The 20,670-nt window shown below is 68.1% G+C and carries 20 protein-coding genes; 8 read left to right on the forward strand and 12 right to left on the reverse strand.

From position 1 onward, the window contains the following. Positions 1-20: 20 nt before the first annotated feature. The 7 genes from tolQ to CLV01_RS11750 form a co-directional block, all read right to left on the reverse strand. On the reverse strand, positions 21-725 hold the full coding sequence (tolQ, locus tag CLV01_RS11720) for a protein TolQ (protein WP_012204382.1): 705 nt from the start codon (positions 723-725) through the stop codon (positions 21-23). Beyond that, positions 722-1,138 carry a tol-pal system-associated acyl-CoA thioesterase gene (gene ybgC / locus CLV01_RS11725; RefSeq protein ID WP_016450455.1) on the reverse strand — a complete coding sequence of 139 codons (417 nt, stop codon included), beginning with the start codon at positions 1,136-1,138 and terminating at the stop codon, positions 722-724. The genes tolQ and ybgC overlap by 4 nt, the downstream gene beginning before the upstream one ends. 12 nt (positions 1,139-1,150) lie before the next feature. After that, a complete protein-coding gene (locus CLV01_RS11730; RefSeq protein WP_043796416.1) occupies positions 1,151-2,335 on the reverse strand; it encodes a pyridoxal phosphate-dependent aminotransferase in 1,185 nt (394 codons plus the stop codon). 104 nt (positions 2,336-2,439) lie between these two features. Then, positions 2,440-3,075, reverse strand: coding sequence for a transcription antitermination factor NusB (gene nusB, locus CLV01_RS11735; protein WP_013803409.1), 636 nt, complete (start codon positions 3,073-3,075; stop codon positions 2,440-2,442). Next, positions 3,072-3,542, reverse strand: a complete 471-nt coding sequence (gene ribH, locus CLV01_RS11740) for a 6,7-dimethyl-8-ribityllumazine synthase (protein ID WP_012204386.1) — start codon at positions 3,540-3,542, stop codon at positions 3,072-3,074. The genes nusB and ribH overlap by 4 nt, the downstream gene beginning before the upstream one ends. Positions 3,543-3,545: 3 nt before the next feature. Then, positions 3,546-4,667: a bifunctional 3,4-dihydroxy-2-butanone-4-phosphate synthase/GTP cyclohydrolase II gene (ribBA, locus tag CLV01_RS11745; protein WP_099734236.1), complete on the reverse strand. Its 1,122-nt coding sequence runs from the start codon at positions 4,665-4,667 to the stop codon at positions 3,546-3,548. 212 nt (positions 4,668-4,879) lie between these two features. Continuing rightward, entirely contained in the window at positions 4,880-5,194 is a 315-nt protein-coding gene (locus CLV01_RS11750; protein ID WP_016450460.1) for a 2Fe-2S iron-sulfur cluster-binding protein, read from the reverse strand. 634 nt (positions 5,195-5,828) lie between these two features. On the opposite strand from CLV01_RS11750, the gene CLV01_RS11755 reads away from it, so the two are divergent. Both CLV01_RS11755 and gshA read left to right on the forward strand, forming a co-directional pair. Next, entirely contained in the window at positions 5,829-6,737 is a 909-nt protein-coding gene (locus tag CLV01_RS11755; protein ID WP_013803405.1) for an SDR family NAD(P)-dependent oxidoreductase, read from the forward strand. A gap of 270 nt (positions 6,738-7,007) precedes the next feature. After that, a complete protein-coding gene (gene gshA / locus CLV01_RS11760; protein WP_071954808.1) occupies positions 7,008-8,537 on the forward strand; it encodes a glutamate--cysteine ligase in 1,530 nt (509 codons plus the stop codon). A gap of 7 nt (positions 8,538-8,544) precedes the next feature. On the opposite strand, the gene CLV01_RS11765 is transcribed toward gshA, so the two are convergent. Both CLV01_RS11765 and CLV01_RS11770 read right to left on the reverse strand, forming a co-directional pair. Beyond that, positions 8,545-8,757 (reverse strand): oxidoreductase-like domain-containing protein, encoded by a 213-nt coding sequence (locus CLV01_RS11765; RefSeq protein ID WP_012204391.1) that lies wholly within the window; start codon positions 8,755-8,757, stop codon positions 8,545-8,547. 2 nt (positions 8,758-8,759) lie between these two features. Then, positions 8,760-9,002: a hypothetical protein gene (locus CLV01_RS11770; RefSeq protein ID WP_013803403.1), complete on the reverse strand. Its 243-nt coding sequence runs from the start codon at positions 9,000-9,002 to the stop codon at positions 8,760-8,762. A gap of 167 nt (positions 9,003-9,169) precedes the next feature. Between CLV01_RS11770 and ylqF the strand changes: the two genes are divergently transcribed. Both ylqF and CLV01_RS11780 read left to right on the forward strand, forming a co-directional pair. Then, complete coding sequence (ylqF, locus tag CLV01_RS11775) at positions 9,170-10,123, forward strand: ribosome biogenesis GTPase YlqF (RefSeq protein ID WP_012204393.1); 954 nt, start codon at positions 9,170-9,172, stop codon at positions 10,121-10,123. A 136-nt stretch (positions 10,124-10,259) separates the two neighbouring features. Then, entirely contained in the window at positions 10,260-12,551 is a 2,292-nt protein-coding gene (locus CLV01_RS11780) for a putative bifunctional diguanylate cyclase/phosphodiesterase (protein ID WP_063326740.1), read from the forward strand. 44 nt (positions 12,552-12,595) lie between these two features. Here CLV01_RS11780 and CLV01_RS11785 read toward each other — a convergent pair whose 3' ends face one another. Next, positions 12,596-13,792: a M20 aminoacylase family protein gene (locus CLV01_RS11785; RefSeq protein ID WP_012204395.1), complete on the reverse strand. Its 1,197-nt coding sequence runs from the start codon at positions 13,790-13,792 to the stop codon at positions 12,596-12,598. 244 nt (positions 13,793-14,036) lie between these two features. Here CLV01_RS11785 and CLV01_RS11790 point away from each other — a divergent pair, with 244 nt between their 5' ends. After that, entirely contained in the window at positions 14,037-15,029 is a 993-nt protein-coding gene (locus CLV01_RS11790; RefSeq protein ID WP_099734235.1) for a DHH family phosphoesterase, read from the forward strand. Here the strand turns inward: CLV01_RS11790 and CLV01_RS11795 are convergent. After that, complete coding sequence (locus tag CLV01_RS11795; RefSeq protein WP_099734234.1) at positions 14,969-15,838, reverse strand: pseudouridine synthase; 870 nt, start codon at positions 15,836-15,838, stop codon at positions 14,969-14,971. The genes CLV01_RS11790 and CLV01_RS11795 overlap by 61 nt on opposite strands. Positions 15,839-16,039: 201 nt before the next feature. Between CLV01_RS11795 and CLV01_RS11800 the strand changes: the two genes are divergently transcribed. Next, a complete protein-coding gene (locus CLV01_RS11800) occupies positions 16,040-17,038 on the forward strand; it encodes a diaminopimelate dehydrogenase (RefSeq protein ID WP_099734233.1) in 999 nt (332 codons plus the stop codon). Here CLV01_RS11800 and CLV01_RS11805 read toward each other — a convergent pair. Then, a complete protein-coding gene (locus CLV01_RS11805; RefSeq protein WP_099734232.1) occupies positions 17,035-18,408 on the reverse strand; it encodes an MFS transporter in 1,374 nt (457 codons plus the stop codon). The genes CLV01_RS11800 and CLV01_RS11805 overlap by 4 nt on opposite strands. A 90-nt stretch (positions 18,409-18,498) precedes the next feature. Between CLV01_RS11805 and CLV01_RS11810 the strand changes: the two genes are divergently transcribed. Together CLV01_RS11810 and cls are read left to right on the forward strand one after the other, a co-directional pair. Continuing rightward, a complete protein-coding gene (locus tag CLV01_RS11810; protein ID WP_012204400.1) occupies positions 18,499-18,846 on the forward strand; it encodes a MoaF-related domain-containing protein in 348 nt (115 codons plus the stop codon). 366 nt (positions 18,847-19,212) lie between these two features. Next, positions 19,213-20,661, forward strand: coding sequence for a cardiolipin synthase (gene cls, locus CLV01_RS11815; RefSeq protein ID WP_099734231.1), 1,449 nt, complete (start codon positions 19,213-19,215; stop codon positions 20,659-20,661). Positions 20,662-20,670: the final 9 nt, after the last annotated feature.

Below are 20,670 nucleotides of genomic sequence, written 5' to 3' on the forward strand. Positions count from 1 at the left end.
CTTGCTGGCTTTGAGCGACTTCAATGGCCGGACGGGGTGCTGGAGCCGGTCGCACCCACGTTGCGCTGCAGGATGTTGGAGAACTCTTCGATGAAGGTTTCCTGCTGGCTGGCCACGCGGTCGATCTGGTGGGCATAGCGGTTGTAGGCCGTGACGGCCGGGATGGCGGCGAACAGGCCCATGGCCGTGGCCACCAGCGCCTCGGCAATGCCGGGGGCCACGGTGGCCAGCGTGATCTGCTCCATGTTGGCAAAGCCGGTGAAGGCGTGCATCACGCCCCAGACCGTGCCGAACAGGCCGATGTAGGGAGAGACCGAACCCACGGTGCCCAGGAAGGACAGGCCCGACTCGACCTCGTCCATCTCGCGCTGGAAGCTGGCGCGCATGGCGCGGCGCGTGCCGTCCATCAACTGGTTCACATCGGCGATGCGGCGCTCGCGCAGCTTCTGGTACTCGCGCATGCCGCTGGCGAAGATGCGTTCCATGGGGCCGCCCTGCTTGGCATGGTGCGCGGCCGAGGCATAGAGATCGTTGAGGCTGGTGCCCGACCAGAAGTCCTGCTCGAAGCCGTCGTTGAGCGAGCGCACGCGCTTCAAGGTCTGCGACTTGCGGAAGATGGTGGCCCAGCTGGCCACCGAGGCGCCCACGAGGATCAGCATGACCAGCTGCACGACCCAGCTGGCCTGCAGCACGAGGCTGAGTATGGACATGTCATGGGAGTTCATGAGAGTTGCTCCAGGATGCGGTTCGGAATTCTTGCGGGGCGCATGGTCGAGCCATCCACCCATCCAATGCGGATCGTGCCTTCGCACAACAGGGGCGGCGGCGCATTGCCATCGCCAGCGGATGCCAGCAGCGCCTGCTGCCGTATTGTCAGCGAAGCGCGCCCGCTGCTTTGCAGCTCGGCGGTAACAAGGAGTTGGTCATCGAGCCGGGCCGCCCGCAGGTATTGCAGCTGGGCCTGGGTTACGACAAACATGCCGCCCGTTTGTTCCCGCAACTGCTGCTGGCCTATGCCCAGGGCGCGCAGCCACTCGGTGCGGGCACGCTCGAAGAACTTCAGATAGTTGGCGTAGAACACGATGCCGCCGGCATCGGTGTCCTCCCAGTAGACGCGGATGGGAAATTCGAAGGCCATGTGCGGCAGGCCTCAGGCCAGCAGGCGCTGCAGGCGGCGCACGGCCTCCTGCAGCTGTTCCATGGAGTTGGCCGTGGAAAAGCGCACGAAGTCGGCGGTCTCGAACGTGCCGAAGTCGCGGCCCGGCGTGATGGCCAGGTGGGCGCGCTCCATGACGGCGTAGGCAAAGTCCCAACTGCCCTGGACGCCGAGCTTGGCGGCAGCGGCACGGCAGTCGGCCCAGGCGTAGAAGGCGCCGTCGGGCTGCACGGGCACGGGCAGGCCCAGGGCCTCGAGCGCGGGGATGAAGAAGTCGCGCCGGGCCTTGAATTCGGCGCGGCGGCGTTCGTACTCGGCAATGGACTCGGGCTCGAAGCAGGCCAGGGCGGCGCGCTGCGAGACGGTGCTGGCGCAGATGAAGAGGTTCTGCGCCACGCGCTCGACCACGGGCACCATGGCCTCGGGCACCACCATCCAGCCCAGGCGCCAGCCCGTCATGTTGAAGTACTTGCTGAAGCTGTTGATGCTGATGACGTCCTCGCCCAGCGCCAGCGCGGTCTGGCCGAAGGCATCGTCATGCGACAGGCCCAGGTAGATCTCGTCGATGATGGTCAGCCCGCCCCGGGCGCGCACCACGTCGAGGATGCGGCGCAGCTCGGCCGGCGCAATCGAGGTGCCGGTGGGATTGGAGGGCGAGGCCAGCAGCACGCCGCGCGTGTGCTCGTTCCAGGCGGCCTCGACCTTGTCGGCGCTCAGCTGGTAGCGCTCTGCCGCCGTGGTCGGCACCATCACGGCCCGGCCTTCGGCTGCACTCACGAAGTGGCGGTTGCAGGGGTAGCTGGGGTCGGGCATGAGGATTTCGTCGCCCGCGTCGATGGTCGCCAGGCAGGCCAGCTGCAGCGCGGCCGAGGCGCCGGCCGTGACCACGATGCGCCGCGCCGGCACATCCACGCCAAAGCGCTGCGCATACCAATGGCTGATGCGCTCGCGCAGCTGGGGCAGGCCCAGGGCCGGCGTGTATTGCGTGGCGCCATCCTGCACGGCGCGCGCTGCGGCTTCCTGCACCAGCGGGGGGGCGGTGAAGTCGGGCTCGCCGATGTTCAGGAAGATCATCGGCGTGTCGCTGTCCGCGCAGCCGCGCGCCATCTCCTGCGCCGCCTTGGCGATCTCCATCACGTAAAAGGGCTCAATGCGGTCGGCGCGGGTCGAAAACTTCATGACGGGTGAAATCCTGGAAGAGGCGCCCGCGCCCGGCAGGCGCGGGCGGGCCATGGATGGCCGGATGCGGCGGGGCCTGTGCCCCGAAGACCCGAGGCGCGGCGTCAGCCGGCGGCCTGGTCGGCAGCGTCGTCTGCTGCTGCGTCCGTGGCGGCATCTGCTGCCGCGTCGGTGGCCGTGTCTGCCTTGGCGGCGGGCTGCGCGGGCGCGGAGCCCTTGCCCGCACGGTCATGCTCGACTTCGGCCGCGCGCAGCGTGGGCGCCAGGCCGTTGAGCACGGCGTTCACGTATTTGTGGCCGTCGGTGCCGCCGAATTCCTTGGCCAGCTCGATGCACTCGTTGAGCACCACGCGCCAGGGCACGTCGGGGCAGTGCTGGAATTCATACACGCCGATCCACATGCTGGCGTGCTCGATGGGCGAGATCTCGGCCATGGTGCGGTCCAGCTTGGGGGCGATCAGCGCGTCCAGATCCACCTGGGAGTTGATGCAGCCGCGCAGCAGCGCGTCGTAGTGCACCGAGTCGGCCTTGTGAAAGCCGGACAGGTCGCGCGTGAAGCGGTCGATGGCCTCCACGTCGTTGCCGCCCACCAGGTGCTGGTACAGCGCCTGCAGCGCGAATTCACGCGCGCGGCTGCGGTTGGACTTGGAGGCGGCCTTGCGCGCGCCGGTGCTGGTCAGGCCGCCGCGGCTTTGGCGGGGAGGGCGGCCCGAGGCCGGTGTGGATTGTTCGTCGCTCATGTTCGGGCTATGGTTTGGAGCAGGTTGGCCATCTCCACGGCGACCCGGGCCGCGTCGCGTCCCTTTTCGGTCTGGCGCGCGATGGCCTGCTCCGTGTTCTCGGTGGTGATGATCGCGTTGGCGATCGGCAGCTGGTAGTCCAGGGCCAGGCGCGTGACACCCGCGCCCGATTCGTTGGCCACCAGCTCGAAGTGGTATGTCTCCCCACGGATGATGCAGCCCAGCGCCACCAGGGCGTCGTACCGGTCGGACTCGGCCATCGCCTGCAGCGCCACGGGCACTTCCAGGGCGCCGGGCACGGTGACGTGGTCGATGTTTCCGGCCTGCACGCCCAGGGCCAGCAGCTCTTCGCGGCAGGCCTGGGTCAGGCTGTTGGTGATGCTTTCATTGAAGCGGGCCTGGACGATGCCGACGCGCAGCTGCGCGCCGTCGAGGTTCTGGGCCTGGCCCTTTTCTGCGTTCAACATTTCTTATTCCTTGGGGATGTAGCCGCTGATTTCGAGGCCGTAGCCGGCCATGCTGGGCAGGCGGCGCGGCTGGCCCATGAGCTGCATGCGCTGCACGCCGCATTCGCGCAGGATCTGCGCGCCCACGCCATAGGTACGCAGGTCCATGCGGCCGCGCTCGGGAGCCTGGGCGGCACGGGCGCTTCCGTCGAACTGGGCCATGAGCTGGTCGCCGGTCTCGCCGCAGTTGAGCAGCACGGCCACGCCGTGGCCCTGGCGGGCGATGTATTCGAGGCTGGAGTCCAGGCTCCAGGAATGCAGGGTGCGGCCGGTCTCCAGCGCATCCAGCACGGACAGCGGCTCATGCACGCGCACGGGTACGGGGGTGTCGGCTTCCCACTGGCCCTTGACCAGGGCCAGGTGCACGGATTGGCTGGGCAGGTCGCGGAAGGCATGGGCGATGAACTCGCCATGCGCCGTCTGCAGCGGGCGCGTGCCGACCTTGCTGAGCAGGGATTCGTTGCGGCTGCGGTACTGGATCAGGTCGGCGATGGTGCCGATCTTCAGGCCGTGCTCGGCAGCGAACAGCTGCAGGTCGGGCAGGCGGGCCATGGTGCCGTCGTCCTTCATGATCTCGCAGATCACGGAGGCGGGGCTGCAGCCGGCCAGGGCGGCGAAGTCGCAGCCGGCCTCGGTGTGGCCGGCGCGCATGAGCACGCCGCCGTCGACGGCCTGCAGCGGGAAGATGTGGCCGGGCTGGACCAGATCCGTGGGCTTGGAGTCCTTGGCCACGGCGGCCTGCACGGTGCGCGCGCGGTCGGCGGCGGAGATGCCGGTGGTCACGCCCTCGGCCGCTTCGATGGAGACGGTGAAGGCCGTGCTGTACACGGTGCCGTTGCGCGCGGCCATGGGCGGCAGCTTCAGGTATTCGCAGCGCTCGCGCGTGAGCGTCAGACAGATCAGGCCGCGGCCGAAGCGCGCCATGAAGTTGATCGCCTCGGGGGTGACATGGTCGGCGGCCAGCACCAGGTCGCCTTCGTTCTCGCGGTCTTCCTCGTCGACGAGGATGACCATGCGGCCCGCGCGCATGTCGGCAATGATGTCTTCCACCGGCGAGATGGGCACGGGGGACGTGGAGTTGTTCATGGAGTGCCTTCTGGAGGAGCCGGGTCGTGCGGACGGGGCGCGGCACACGCGCCGGCTCCCTCGGCCTGGCAGGCGTCAGAAGTGGGCTTCCAAAGAACGTGTGGCGCGGCGCAGCCGCTGTCGGCAATCGGCATGACCCGGAATGACCTTGCGAAAGCGCACATTCTATTCCAGCGGCCATCGGCCGCAGGCGGCGCGGGCTTTGGCCGGATTCAGGGGCCGGGGTCCTGCAGCACCACATCGCCTTCGGGATAGGCGATGCAGGGCAGCACGCAGCCCTCGGCCCGTTCCTCGCGCGTCACGCCCGGCCATTCGATCTCGTAGCGCACGCTGCCCGAGACCAACTGCCCGATGCAGGTGCGGCAGGTGCCGTTGCGGCAGGAACTGGGCCAGTCCACGCCGCCCTGCTCCAGCGAATGCAGCAGCGGCTGGTCGGCCCAGGCATCGACCTGCAGGCCGCTGGGCGTGAGGCGGGCGGTGAAGAAGGGCGGGGAAAAAGGGGAGGAGGCGGGGGAGTCCTGGCTCATGGGCGTCTGCTTTGGATGGGATCTGCCGAGCCTGCATTTGTATGCGATACGGAGCAGGTCGGCACAGGTCCGGAATTGCGCCGTTTGCCTGTTTTTTAATCAATCGCAGGGCTTGTATTTCAAATCAATGACTTAACCGCGAAATCAGGCCGTTGCAGCCGCTTGTCCACATGCTTGTCCAGTCCGAATGGGGGTAAATGCGTACATGCGGGTTGTGCGGTGGATAAGCGGGACGCGGCCCGAAAATCCGGGGTCTTCTGCCTGTTTTTTAAGCATGTTGCATGTTTGCCTTTTGAATCAATGACTTGTCTGGCTTATCCCGCCCGCTGTGAAAGTTGTTCACAAGATTGTTCAGGGTGAGACGGGATAAGTCGGGCAGACGACTTGTGGATTTGATTAAAAAATAGGCAAAAGAAAAAAATCCATTCAAAACAACCGCTTGGGTCACCAGTCCCGGGCCAGCACATGGTTGTCCACAGGCTTGTCACGCAATGGTGGGGACAAGGCTGGCGGCCCTGCCGCAGTCGCTTGGGCAACCGGAACGAAGGCGGCGTCCGTCTACATTGCTGGGTGACCGGCGCCTTGCCATCCGACGGGCGGAGCCGGCATCCAATGCAACAAAGGGAGCATCTCCATGGCGATTGAGTTTGAAGGCCGCGTGGCCATCGTGACGGGGGCCGGCGGCGGCCTGGGGCGTCTGCATGCGCTGGCGCTGGCGGCGCGCGGCGCCAAGGTGCTGGTCAATGATCTGGGCGGCGCGGTGGATGGCAGCGGCGGCTCGGCCACGGCGGCCCAGGCCGTGGTGGACGAGATCCGCGCGGCGGGCGGCCAGGCGCTGGCCAACGGCGCATCGGTCACCGATTTCGCGGCGGTGCAGGCCATGGTGCAGCAGGCCGTCGATGCCTGGGGCCGCGTGGACATCCTGGTCAACAACGCCGGCATCCTGCGCGACAAGAGCTTCGCCAAGATGGACATGGATGATTTCCGCCTGGTGGTGGAAGTGCACCTGATGGGCGCCGCGCATTGCTGCAAGGCCGTGTGGCCGCACATGCAGGCGCAGAACTACGGGCGCATCGTGATGACCACCTCGTCCACGGGCCTGTATGGCAACTTCGGCCAGGCCAACTACGGCGCGGCCAAGCTGGCCCAGGTCGGCCTCATGCAGACGCTGGCCATCGAAGGCGCCAAGCACGGCATCCACGTGAATGCGCTGGCCCCCACGGCGGCCACGCGCATGACGGAAGGCCTGATGCCCGAGGCCGTGCTGGCCGCCCTCAAGCCCGAGGCCGTGGTGCCCGCCATGCTGGTGCTGGCCCACGAAAGTGCGCCCACACGTACCACGCTGTGCGCAGGCGCGGGCGGCTTCGAGGCGGCCTTCATCACGCTGACCGAAGGCGTGTATCTGGGCCAGGGCGATCAGGTGCCGGAGCAACTGGCTGCGCAACTGGCCCAGGTGCTGGACCGCAGCGGCGAACAGGTGCCTGCCAGCGGCGCCGCACAGGGCACGCTGGAGGTGGGCAAGGCCATGGCCGCTGCCCGTTGATGAAGCGGGGGCCGGCAAGTGATTTCACCGCTGGCCGGCCTGCCCTTGCCCGGCGTCAAGGCAGGGCCGGCCGGGAGGGCGAAACTCTGACATATTCCTTTCGCTCGCGGCGGTGCCATGCGGGGCAACAGGCCAAAACGCGTGGTTAAGCGGACAGGCGCCATCGCGTTTCCTGCCGTTTCTCTATCATTCGGCGTCCGGGTCGGGTCCGCCGGGAATCCTGGTGGTTTCCGTGTGGGCCGGTGCCCATCAACGAATCGGTAAACAAGAATGAAAACATCGCAGGCATCCATGGCGGTTCCCGATCCCCAGCGGCTCAAGGGCATACGCCGTGGCATAGAAAAGGAGGGCCTGCGCGTGCTGCCTTCCGGCAGCCTGGCGCTGACGCCGCATCCCCTGGCACTGGGCTCGGCGCTCACGCATCCGCACATCACCACCGACTACAGCGAATCGCAGATCGAGCTGATCACGGGCGCGCGCCTGGGCGTGCAGGAATGCCTGGACGAGCTGGTGCAGATCCACCAGTTCGTGCTGCGCAGCCTGCGCGATGCGGGCGGCGAGATGCTGTGGTCGTCCAGCATGCCCTGCCAGCTGCCCACGGACGAGACGATTCCGCTGGCGCGATATGGCTCCTCGCACTCGGGCCGCTCCAAGAGCGTGTACCGCATGGGGCTGGGCCACCGCTACGGCCGGCGCATGCAGACGATTTCGGGCATCCACTACAACTGGTCGCTGCCCGGCGTGACCAGCGACCAGTATTTCTCGCTGATCCGCAACTTCCGGCGCCATGCCTTCGTGCTGCTGTACCTGTACGGCGCATCGCCCGCGCTGTGTCCCTGTTTCGTCGAGGGGCGCGAGCATGGCCTGAAGCCGCTGGGCAATACGGGCCAGGCGCTGTACCTGCCCCATGCCACCTCGCTGCGCATGGGCCGCCTGGGCTACCAGAGCGATGCGCAGGCCAGCATCAATGTCAGCTACAACGGCCTGGAAGGCTATGCGAATTCGCTGCATGAGGCGCTGACCCATCCCTACCCGGCCTACGAGATGCTGGGCGTGCGCAATCCGGGCGGCGACTACAACCAGTTGGGCACGGGTCTGCTGCAGATCGAGAACGAGTTCTACGGCACCATCCGCCCCAAGCGCACCGTCAGCCGTGGCGAGCGTCCGCTGCATGCCCTGCGCGAGCGCGGCGTGGAGTATGTGGAAGTGCGCCTGATGGACCTCGATCCCTTCGAGGATGTGGGCATTGCCGCCCCCACCATGCGCATGCTGGACGTGTTCCTGCTGCACTGCCTGAATGCCGACAGCCCGCCCGATACGCCGGCCGAGATCGCCGAACTCAAGCACAACCAGCACCTGACCGCCGAGCGTGGCCGCGAGCCCGGCCTGCAACTGGTGCGCGCGGGCCGCGAGGTGCCGCTGCGCGACTGGGCCCATGAAGTGCTGGACCAGTGCCGCCCCTATGCCCAGGCGCTGGACAGCACGCACGGCACGCACGATTACAGTGCCGCGCTGGCCCAGGCGCTGGAACGCCTGGAGCACCCCGAGCGCACGCCGTCGGCCCATGTGCTGGGCGAGCTGACGGGCGAGTACGGCAACAGCTTCTCGCGCTTCACGCTGGCCCGTTCCGAGCAGGCCCGCGATTCGCTGCTGGCCCTGCCCTGGAGCCAGGCGCAGCAGCAGCGCTTCGAGCAATGGTCGGCGCAGTCCGTGCAGGACCAGCGCGACATCGAGGCCGCAGACACGCTGTCCTTCGAGGAATGGCGCCTGCGCTACATGTCGCCCGAGAACCTGCGCTGACCGTGCCTCAGCCAGGTCCGCCGCTCAGGGCCTGGCCTGCATCCTCGCACCAGAACAGCACGGCGTCGTAGAAGCCTTCCCAGACGCAGCCGTTGCAGCCGCGGCCGCAGCAACTGGTGGGCTGGGGCGGCGCCGGGCGCAGTGCAATGCCTGCAGCCTGGGCGCGCTGCTGCCAAAGCCCGATCTGCGACAGCGCCTGCTCCAGCGGGCCCTGCACCATGCTCAGCGCCGCGCCTTGCTGCGGCGCACCGCAAACAGCACGATGAAGGCCGTGCCCAGCAGCAGGGCGAACCAGCCGACCAGGTACGACTGGGCCATCATCTGCACGATGCCCCCGGGTGCCATGAACTGCGGCGCCAGCAGAATCACCAGGCCGATCACGGCGCAGGTCACTCCCTTGATCAACAGTTCGATGTCGGCCTTGCGCGAGGCGGAGCGGGAAGAGGGGGTATCGGGCAAGGACATAGGCAGTGAGGCGGGGCGTAAAAGCGGGGGACAATTGCGGCTTGCGCAAGAAAGAATGAAGCCTGCGGTTTGCGCTGGGGCGCAGCGCGTTGTTCCATCCTGTCTGCGCAAGCCATGAATTATCCTTGCGCCCCTGCCAGTTCCCCCGTTTCCCAGAAAGTAATCCCATGGCCATACAGTGGTTCCCCGGTCACATGAATCTCACGCGCAAGGTGATCACCGAGCGCGTCAAGGAAATCGATGTGGTCATCGAAGTGCTGGATGCGCGCCTGCCGGGGTCGAGCAGCAACCCGCTGCTGCAGGAGCTGACGGGCCACAAGCCGCGCCTGCAGGTGCTCAACAAGCAGGACCTGGCCGATGCCGCGCGCACGCCGCTGTGGCTGGACTGGTACAACGCCCAGAGCGACACGCGCGCCATTGCGCTGGACGCTTCCGAGCCCGCGCCCACGCGCCGGCTGATCGAGGCCTGCAAGCTGCTGGCCCCCAACCGTGGCGGCATGGCCAAGCCCATGCGCGTGCTGATCTGCGGCATTCCCAACGTGGGCAAGTCCACGCTGATCAACTCCATGAGCGGCAAGCGGCAGGCCAAGACGGGGGACGAGGCCGGCATCACCAAGCTGGAGCAGCGCATCGTGCTGGCCGACGACTTCTACCTCTGGGACACGCCCGGCATGCTGTGGCCGCGCATCATCGTCGAGCAAAGCGGCTACAACCTGGCCGCCAGCGGCGCCGTGGGCCGCAACGCCTATGACGAGGAACTGGTGGCGCTGGAGCTGCTGGGCTATCTGCAGAAGAACTACGCGGACCTGCTGGAGGCGCGCTACAAGCTGGGCCTGGATAACGAACGCATTGCCGCCCTGCATGACGACGAGCTGCTGGATGCCATCGGCCGGCGCCGCGGCGCCATGATGAGCGGCGGACGTGTCAATCTGCAAAAAGCTGCCGAGCTGGTGCTCACGGATTTCCGCGGAGCGATCCTGGGCCGCATCACGCTGGAGACGCCCGACGAATACGCGCAGTGGCTGGCCGTGGGCCAGGAACGCGATGCCGAGCGCCAGGCGCGCAAGGACGCCAGCAAGGCGCGCAAGCGCCCCCCGCGCGAGCGCAAAAGCGCGCCCTGAGGCACCGCCGGCCGGCGCCGGCATACCCCGTTTGGTGCAAGAGGGCGTCCGACCGGGGCGGTGGCACAACCACCACAGCCGCAGGCGGCGCCGACCGCTAGCATGTTGAGTGTTCTTTCTCTGTTGGGGCTTTTTCATGCGGCGTCATCGAGTCGAGGCGGAAATCCATTTGTCCCTGCGCCGGGTCGTTCTGGTCGGCAGCCTATGGATCACCAGCCTCACCGTGCTCCTGGCCATGGCGCTTTTGACGCAGGACCCCGTTCCCTGGCCCAGCGTGCGGCTGAACCTGGTTGCCGCCGGCGTGAGCTTCGGCGCCGTGCTGCTGGGCTGGCGCCGGCACTGGAAGCTGGCCTCCAATCTTCTGGTCTGGGGCACCTGGGTGGCAGCCGTGACCGTGGTGGCTGCCACGGGCGGCGTGCAAAGCAGCTCCGTGTTGGCCTTTCCGGCCTTGCTCGTCATGTGCGCCTGGGTGCTGGGCGTGCGCACCACGCTGGCCATGCTGGTGCTGTCCGTGCTGGCCATGGCCGCGTTCTGGGTGGCGGGCCGCGAGGGGGTTGACTGGATAGGCCAGCGCGAGACCTCGCCCGTGTTCTCCATGCTGTACTTCGTGGGCATGCTGGGGCTGACGGGCACGGTCACGCTGATGGCAAGGCGCAGCCTGATCCGCCGTGCCCAGGAACTGCAGGACACGCTGGGCTCGCTGGAGCAGCACCAGGACGATCTGCGCAAGTTCTACCGCGCCGTGGAGCAGAACCCCGAAAGCATCGTCATCACCGACGTGCACCAGAACATCGTCTACGTGAACGAGGCCTTCTTGCAGCGCACCGGCTTTGCGCGCAACGAGGTCCTGGGCCAGCCCACGCACCGCTACTCCACCATGGGCCTGGACGCGCCTGCATGGGAAGAGGCCTTGCACCAGCTGGGCCGGGGCGCGCTGTGGCGCGGCCAGATGACCAACCGCACGCGCCAGGGCGAGGACCTGCCCGAGGCCGTGCTGGTGGCGCCCATACGCGCCTCGGACGGCAGCATCGTCAACTATGTGGAACTCAAGCAGGACCTGTCCGAGCGCATGCGCGCAGAACGCCAGATCCATGCACTGGCGCATTTCGACGCGCTCACCGGCCTGCCCAACCGCCTGTCGCTGACCCAGCGCCTGCGCGCGCTGGCGCGCGAATTCCGCGAGGGCGGCAAGGGCGGCGAGCCGCGCCACGGCCTGCTGCTGCTGGACATGGACCGCTTCACCGCCTTCAACGATGTGCGCGGCACGGTGCGTGGCGATGCGCTGCTGGGCGCGCTGGCGCTGCGCCTGGCCGATGCCCTGCCCGACGGCGTGCTGCTGGCCCGCATGGGTGCCGACGAATTTGCCGTGTTGCTGGAGAAGGCCGGCCAGGAGGCGGCCGAGGTCGATCAGCACATGCGCGCCCTGGCACAGGTGCTGCAGGACGCGCTGGAGCGGCCGCTGTGGCTGGAGGAAACCGGCGAGGAAGTGCAGGCCAGCTGCAGCATTGGCGCGGCCAGCTTTGCCGCCTCGCGCACCGACAGCGGTGGCCATGACGTGCTGCGCCGCGCGGGCGTGGCCCTGCACCAGGCCAAGCAGGCAGGCCTGGGCCAGGTCGTCATCTTCCAGCCCGACATGGCCGAGGCCGTGGGCAAGCGCTTTCGCATCGAAAAGGACTTGCGCCGTGCCATTCCTGCCGGCGAGCTGCAGCCCTATCTGCAGTCCCAGGTGGACCACATGGGGCGCTGTGTGGGCGCCGAGGTGCTGGTGCGCTGGAACCATCCGCGCCTGGGCATGGTCGAGCCCGGTGATTTCATTCCCGTGGCCGAGGAATCTGACCTGATCGTGCAACTGGGCGACTGGATGCTGGAGCAGGCCTGCCGCATGCTGGTGCGGCCCGAGTTCGTGCAGCAGGGCTGGCGGCTGTCGGTCAACGTCAGCTGGCGGCAGTTCCGCCAGCCCGACGTGGTGGACAAGCTCAAGCGCACCCTGGCCGCAACCGGGGCCGACCCGCGCCGCCTCACGCTGGAGGTCACCGAAAGCGTGGTCATGCGCGATGTGGACGAGGCGCGCGAGCGCATGGCCGAGCTGCAGCTGCTGGGCGTGGAGATGGGGCTGGACGACTTCGGCACCGGCTATTCATCGCTGGCCTATCTGCAGCGGCTGCCGTTCCGTGAACTCAAGATCGACAAGTCCTTTGTGCAGGACTGCCATACCTCGCCAGGCAATGCCGCCATGGTCGAGGCGATCCTGCTGCTGGCCAGACGCCTGCGCCTGCGCGTGGTGGCCGAAGGAGTGGAGACCGAAGAGCAGGCCGGCACGCTGCGGGCCTGGAATCAGGACGTGCTGTTCCAGGGCTACCACTACGGCCGGCCCCTGCCGGCGGTCGAGTGGGTGGATCTGCAACTGGGGGCGCCTGCCGGCGTGTGAAAGCCGGCGTGAGGGCCAGCGCAAGGGCCTGCGTGTGACGGCGTTCAGGTCCTGGACTGTTCCAGCCAGCGGCGCGCCAGCAGGTCCCAGAAGCGTGCGCCGCGCCCCAGGTTGTCGTCGTTGAAGTCGTAGCCGGGGTTGTGCAGGCCCACGCCGGGCTCGCCCGTGGCGGGGCCGTTGCCGATCCAGCCATAGGCGCCGGGCACGGCCTCCAGCATGAAGCCGAAGTCCTCGGCCGTCATGGCCGGCAGGATGTCGGCGTGGGTGCGGTCCTCGCCCACCGCCTCGCGCATCACCTCGGCCATGAAGCGGGCCTCGTGCGCGTGGTTGGTGGTGTTGGGATAGCCGGGCTTGAGAATGAACTCGGCGCGGCACAGATGGGCGGCCGCCACATGCTCGCTGATGCGTTGCATGCCTTCGATGAACATCTGCTGCGTCTCGGTCCTGAGGGCGCGCACCGTGCCGAAGATGCTGGCCTCGTCGGGAATGATGTTCTCCACCGTGCCGCTGGTGATCTTGCCCACGGTGAGCACGGCGCTGTCCAGCGGATCGGTGCTGCGCGACACCAGGGTCTGCAACTGGCCGACGATGGCGCAGGCCACGGGAATCGGGTCCAGCGTGGTGTGGGGCATGGCCGCGTGGCCGCCCTTGCCGTGCACGCGGATCTCGAAGCGCAGCGTGGAGGCCATGATGGGCCCCACGCGCACCGCCATCTCGCCGGCAGGCAGTGCAGGCCAGTTGTGCAGCGCGAACACGGCCTCGCAGGGGAAGCGATCGAACAGGCCGTCCTCCATCATGGCCTTGGCGCCTGCGCCGCCTTCCTCGGCGGGCTGGAAGATCAGGTGCACCGATCCATCGAAATCCGGCTGCTGCGCCAGCAGCGTGGCCGCGCCCAGCAGCATGGTCGTGTGGCCGTCATGGCCGCAGGCATGCATGCAGCCCGGGTTCTGGCTGGCGTGGCCGAAGGCGTTGAGCTCCGTCACCGGCAGCGCATCCATGTCGGCCCGTATGCCTATGCTGCGGCCCGGGTTGGCGGCGCTGCGCCCCCGGCCGTGGATGCTTGCCACCACGCCGGTCCTGCCCAGCCCGCGGTGCACCTGCAGACCCAGCGCCATCAGGTAGGCCGCCACCTTGTCGCCGGTGCGGTGCTCCTCGTAGCGCAACTCGGGGTTGGCATGCAGGTCGTGGCGGAACTTCAGCAGGGAGCCGAGGTGGGGGGTGATGTCGGGTGTGGATCGCATACAGGGGCCGCGGCGGCCTGCACGCCCAGCGGGTCCGCAGGCGGTCGCAGCAATTCAATGACAAGGCGGACATGATAGGTCCTGGGGTGTGCCTGCGGCGCCTGCCGGGGTGATAGGCCTTGTGCTGCCCAGGCTTTGCGCTACGTTCCTTGCGAGCAGCCCGCGCAATGCCCGGCTGCCCAGGGTGCCCGGGCGCTGGAGCAAGTGCAGGGGAATGGCGCCAGGACCGACAATCGCCCCCATCATGAAAAACACCATCCTGCCCCTGCAATTGTTCGTGCGCCCCGAGCATGACGATCCCCAGCCCCTGATCCTCTACCACGGCCGCCGCTGCCCGGACGGCTATGGCGCGGCACTGGCGGCCTGGCTGTACTACGGCGGGCAGGCCGAATTCCGGGGCCTGGACCATGGCGAGATCCAGAAGGCCGACGACCTGGGCGAGCTGGCCGGCCGCGCCGTCTACGTGCTGGACTTCGCCTTCGAGCCCGAGCTCATGGCCGAGATCGAGTCGCGCGTGGCCAAGCTCGTGGTGCTGGACCACCACAAGAGCGCTGCCGAAAAGCTGAGCGGCTACCAGTGCCGCTGCGGCGTCGTGCACTTCGACATGAACAAGTCCGGCGCGCGCCTGGCCTGGGAGTTCTTCCAGGCCGACAAGCCCGTGCCCGGCCTGATCCGCTTCATCGAGGACCGCGACATCTGGAAGTGGGAATTCGCCGAGAGCGCGGGCTTTCTCGCGGCGCTGGACATGGAGCCGCGCAGCTTCGAGCGCTGGGCCGAGATCGCGGCCTTCACGCCCGAGCAGGAAGCCGCCTTCATGGCACGCGGCGGCGCCATGGACGAGAAATTCCAGAAGCTGTGCGCCGACATTTCCGAGGCGGCCCAGCCCCTGGTCTTCAACGGCATGCAAGGGCTGATGGTCAACTGCCCCGGCATGTTCCACAGCCAGGTCGGCGACCTGCTGGCGCGCCAGAGCGGCAGCTTCGCGCTGATGTGGCATGCCAGCACCAAGGGCGTGAAGATCGGCCTGCGCTCGCGCTCGGAGTTCAACTGCATTCCGCTGGCCGAGAGCTTTGGCGGCGGTGGTCACGCCCAGGCCTGCGGCTTCAAGATGGGCAACGAGCGCCTGGTGGAGCTGCTGTCTGGCGTGCTCAAGGCCGATGCCTCGGCCGACTACGCCTACGTGGCAGCGCCGCTGATGGAGCAGCCTGAAACGGGCGCGCCTGTCGAAGCTGCCTGATCCGGCCGGGCCGTCGTCGGCAGGCCCGCACAGGCCTGCCAGCCGGGCAGGGCGCACAGCGCGCGCCAGTGCTGCACATCGGCCACATGGCCCAGTTGCCGCCAGTCGGCCTCGAAGCGCAGCGGCTCGCCCGTCATCGGGTGCGCCAGCTCCAGCGCATGGGCGTGCAGCCACAGCCGCTGCAGGCCCAGCCGCTCCGCCCACCAGCGGTTCAGCGGCCCCTTGCCATGCGTGGCGTCGCCAATGATGGGATGGGCCACATGCTTGAGATGGCGGCGTATCTGGTGGCGCCGGCCCGTGGCAGGCAGGGCCTCGACCAGTGAAATCCGCGTGGCCGCGTGGCGCGGGTCAAAGGCCTCGGGCCACTCCAGGCGCGCCAGGCAGCGCAGCGAAGTCTGTGCGGGCTGGGCTGGCGCGTCCTCGGGCGCATCGTCGGGCCTGAGCGCGTGGTCCACCTCCACCGCATCCGGCAGCCAGCCCCGCACCAGCGCCAGGTATTGCTTGCGCACTTCCTGCCCGGCAAAGGCCTGGCCCAGCCGCTGGGCGGCCTGGGCATGCAAGGCCATGACCAGCACGCCGCAGGTGCCCTTGTCCAGGCGGTGCGCGGGGTACACATGGCAGCCCAATTGGTCGCGCAGGGTCTGCAGCACAAAGCGCGTCTCGTGCGCGTCCAGTCCCGTGCGGTGCACCAGCCAGCCTGCGGGCTTGTAGACCGCCACCAGATGCTCGTCGCGCCAGAGGATGTGCAGCGGCGCGTCGTCGGGCTCTGGCGGCTGGGCCGGGGAGGGGATGGATGAAGGCTGGAACATGAGGGCGTGAGTGTAGGCGCTGTCCGCCCACCGCCATGCAGGCCCCCGCGCACTACCTTTGCGCACTACCCCCGTGCAGGGCAACGCAGTGCTGCCTGCCATTGCACGACTGGCGGCGTGATGGCGATGCAAGATCGCGCCTGGTTCTGCGCCGCCGCGTGAACCGGAGTTTCTGAAACCCTCTCAAACGCACCACACCGCATGGACCATCGCAGCACCGCTCCCATCCGCATCGCCATCGTCGGCCACGGCAACCTGGGCCGTGGCGTGGAGGCCGCCATTGCCCGCAACCCCGACATGGTGCTGGCCGGCATCTACACCCGCCGTGATCCGGCCCGGCTGTGTCCGCTGCAGCCCGGCACGCCCGTGCACGGCATGGACAGCCTGCTGGCCCATCGCGCCGGCATCGACGTGCTGGTGCTGTGCGGCGGCTCCAAGGACGACCTGCCGCAGCAGTCGCCCGCGCTGGCCGCGCATTTCAGCCTGGTGGACAGCTTCGACACCCATGCGCGCATTCCCGAGCATTTCGACCGGGTGGATGCCGCCGCCCGCGCAGCCGGCACCACGGCGCTGATCTCGGCGGGCTGGGACCCGGGCATGTTCTCCCTGCAACGCCTCATGGGCGAGGCCCTGCTGCCCGATGGCGCCACCTACACCTTCTGGGGCAAGGGCCTGAGCCAGGGGCACTCGGACGCCATCCGCCGCATTCCCGGCGTGGCCGGCGGTGTGCAGTACACCATTCCCGTGGACGAGGCCGTGCAGCGCGTGCGCAGCGGCGTGCGGCCCGAACTGTCTGCGCGCGAGCGCCACCGGCGCGAGTGCTTTGTGGTGCTGGAGCAGGGGGCCGATGCCGATGGCGTGCGCCAGGCCATCGTCGGCATGCCGCATTACTTCGACGAATACGACACCACGGTGCATTTCATCAGCGCCGAGGAACTTGCCCGTGACCATGCGGCCATGCCGCATGGCGGATTTGTCATCCGCAGCGGCCGCAGCTCACAGGGGCTGCACCACTCCATCGAATACCGCCTGCAGCTGGACAGCAATCCGGAATTCACGGCCAGCGTGCTCGTGGCCTATGCGCGCGCCGTGCACAGGCTGCAGCAGTCGGGGCAGACGGGCTGCAAGACCGTGTTTGACGTGGCGCCCGGCCTGCTGTCGCCCAGGAGTGCGCAGCAGCTGCGGGCCGAGCTGCTTTAGCCCTGGCCCACGCGGGCCGCGTCTTCCAGCCGGTCCACATCACGCAGCGGCTTGAACAGGGTCATCCAGCTGCCGACCACGCCCAGCGTGCACAGGCTGCCCACCACGGCAGCCGGCACGGCGCCCAGCCAGGCGGCGCTGGTGCCGGCGCGGAACTCGCCCAGTTCGTTGGACGAGCCGATGAACAGCATGTTCACCGCGTTCACGCGCCCGCGCATGGAGTCGGGCGTGGAAAACTGCACCAGGGCCGAGCGGATGTACACGCTCACCATGTCGGCCGCGCCGGCCAGCATCAGGGCGGCCATGGACAGCCAGAACCAGTGCGACAGCGCAAACACCAGATTGGCCACGCCGAAGATGGCCACGGCGGCGAACATCACGCGGCCCACATGGCGCTGGATGGGACGGGCCGACAGCCACAGGCCCATGGCCACCTCGCCCACGGTCATGGACGAGCGCAGCAGGCCCAGGCCTTCGGGGCCGACCTTGAGCACCTCGTGCGCATACACGGGCAGCAGGGCCACCACGCCGCCCAGCAGCACGGCGAACAGGTCCAGCGAAATCGTGCCCAGGATGATGGGGCGCGTGCGGATGAAATGGATGCCTTCGCCAAAGCGCTGCCACAGCGAGCCGCCCGCCGGCGCCATGGCCCCGGCAAAGCGCACGGGCACCGTGCCCAGCAGCAGCACGGCCAGCACCAGGGAGACGCCGCAGACCGCATAGGTCAGCACGGCGCCGCCCCAGGCGTAGAGCACTCCGCCCAGCACAGGCGCCGCAATGGCGGCCGTGCGCATCAGCATGCTGTTGGTGGCCAGCGCCTGGGCCAGCTGCTCGCGCGGCACGATCTGCGGCAGCAGGCTTTGCAGGGCCGGCCCCGTGAAGGCGCGGCTGCAGCCGAACAGCACCAGCACGGCATAGATCCAGTGCACATCGTGCGCGGCCGCGCCCTCGTGCCAGGACAGCCACAGCAGCAGCAGGGAGCACAGGGCGGCCACGGCCCAGCTGCCAGACAGCAGGCGCTTGCGGCTCATGCGGTCGCTGAGGTCGCCTGCCGGAATCAGCAGCGCCAGCATGGGCAGGAACTGGGCCAGTCCCACGTAGGCCAGGGACATGGGGTCGCGCGTCAGGTCATACACCTGCCAGGCCACGACCACCGCCTGCATCTGCTGGGCGAACATGGACAGCATGCGCGCCATGACGAAGGGGACGAAGGCGCTGCTGCGCAGGCCGGCAGCGGGGCTGTCGGCCGATGAGGGGGGAAGCGGGGAGGAGGGCAAGATCGGATATCCGTGGAGGAGCACGCGCAGTATCTGCGAAATGCCGGCGCCTTGCTGGCCGTTGTGCCCGCTCCACGCTGCCGACGAAGGCATGCGGTCTGCTCCCACAAACACCCGCGGCGCGGCGCGAGAATATGCCATCACGGGTCAGGCCAGAACCCCGCATCAGAGGAGCAACACACCATGTCCATGTTGTCCATGCAATACGCCGGCACCTTGATCGGGCGCGAAGCGGTCATCGACTTCCCCGACAGCAAGGCTGATGTGCGGTACACGCCGCAAGGCCAGATGGTCTGGCATGTGGTCGATTCCCTGGGCCATGTATCCGATGGCTGCGAACGGCTCAGCTACCTGCAGGTCAGCGACAGCCTGCACTTCCTCAACTGGATCGAGAAAACGGGCTTCACCGTCAGCCAGGTCATCGACACGGCCCAGGGCACGGTGCAGGCATTCTGGTCGTTTGCCGACCCGGCCAGCGAGGGTGGGCACCGCTCCTCCATGTTCGTCGAAGGCCGTTTCCGCTTCCGTTGAGGCGCCCGCCTGCACGGCGCAGCCCGGCCGCGTGAAACATTGCGGCATCTGCGCGATCTGCCTGTTTTTTCAGCGCCTGCGGCAAACCCATGGCTGGCGCGGCAATGCAGGGTTGTCCCGAAGCTTGTCCACAGGCAGGCCCACAGTCGCTGGGCATAACCGTCACGCTGCGGTCATTTTCGTCATGCAGCGGAAAAGTTTCTGGAATGTGGGTGTGTACTATCGTTGAATCCAAGTATTGGCGGGTGCATGGAATTCCGGTGCAGTGCCTGAGGCGAGGCCGGCCGCGCGCAGATCCAGGTTTGCCGCCGTGAAACATCCCTTCCGCCGAATCCCGTCCGCAGGGCCCCCGGCTATGCTGGCTGCATGACCTGGCTGTTTCTTGCATTGCATCTGCTGCTCATTGCAGGCTTTGGCCTGCGCATCCTGCTGCGCGACGATGTGCGGCCCGACGTGCGCATGGGCTGGCTCACCGTCATCGTGCTGCTCCCCTATGCGAGCTGCGCGCTGTACTACCTGTTTGGCGAGGTGACGCTGCGCCGCCGAGGCCGGGCCCGGTACCGCAAGGTGCAGGACTTTGCGCCCGGCGCCCCGGTCACGGGCAGCGGCGTGCCGGTGGCGGGCATCGCGCCGCAATGGCAGGCGGCCTTTGGCTATGCGGCGTCCATCAACCGCTTTCCCGTACAGCCGGGCCATGCCGCGCAGCTCATGGCCGATGGTGCCCAGGCCCGCGCCCGCATGCTGGCCGACATGGAGGCCGCCCGGCACGAGATCAACGTGCTCTACTACATCTGGCTGGCCGATGACACGGGAACGGCCGTGGCCCAGGCGCTGGTGCGCGCGGCCCGGCGTGGCGTGGTCTGCCGCGCCATGGTGGACGGGCTGGGCTCGCGCGCGCTGCTGCGCTCCGACCTCTGGCAGCAGATGGCGCAGGCCGGCGTGCAACTGGCCGTTGCCCTGCCGGCCAGCCACCCGTTCAGGGTGATGTTCACCAGCCGGCTGGACCTGCGCAACCACCGCAAGATCACCGTGATCGATGGTGCCATCACCTATTGCGGCAGCCAGAACTGCGCGGACGAGGCCTTCGCCGTGAAGGCCCGCTACGCGCCCTGGGTCGATATCATGCTGCGCCTGCAAGGCCCGGTGGTGGCGCAGATGCAGCAGGTCTTTGCCAGCGACTGGGCGCAGGCGCGCAGCGCAGACCATGGACTGTCCATGCCCCTGGCCGCCCAACCCGAAGCGGGGCCGGCCGACATGCCCGCCGAAGGCTTTGCCGCCGTCGTCATTGCCGAAGGCCCGGCCGAGCGGCCGCGCTCCACCTCGCAGCTGGTGTCCACCCTGCTGGCCAGTGCGCGGCGCGAAGTGGTGATCTCCACACCCTATTTCATCCCCGATGCCACCGTGCTGGAGGCCCTGTGCGCCGCCGCCTGGCGCGGCGTGCAGGTCACGCTCATCCTGCCGGCGCGCAACGATTCCTGGATCGTGGGCGCGGCCAGCCGCAGCACCTACCGCTACCTGCTGCGGGCCGGCGTCATCCTCCATGAATTCCGCCCCGGCCTGCTGCATGCCAAGACCCTGTGCGTGGACGGGCAGGTGGCCCTCGTGGGCTCCACCAACCTGGACCTGCGCAGCTTCGACCTGAACTTCGAGAACAACGTGCTGCTGCAGGACGAGGCCGTGACCCGCGCCATCCGCCAGCGCCAGGGCGAGTACATCCGCCAGTCCGACCGCATCACGGCCGCCCAGGTCCACGCCTGGCACTGGGGCCGCCGCATCTGGAACAACCTGCTGGCAATGCTGAGCCCGGTGCTGTGAGCCGAAGGC

The organism is Delftia sp. 60 (genome assembly GCF_002754395.1).
Classification (GTDB): Bacteria; Pseudomonadota; Gammaproteobacteria; order Burkholderiales; family Burkholderiaceae_C; genus Comamonas; species Comamonas acidovorans.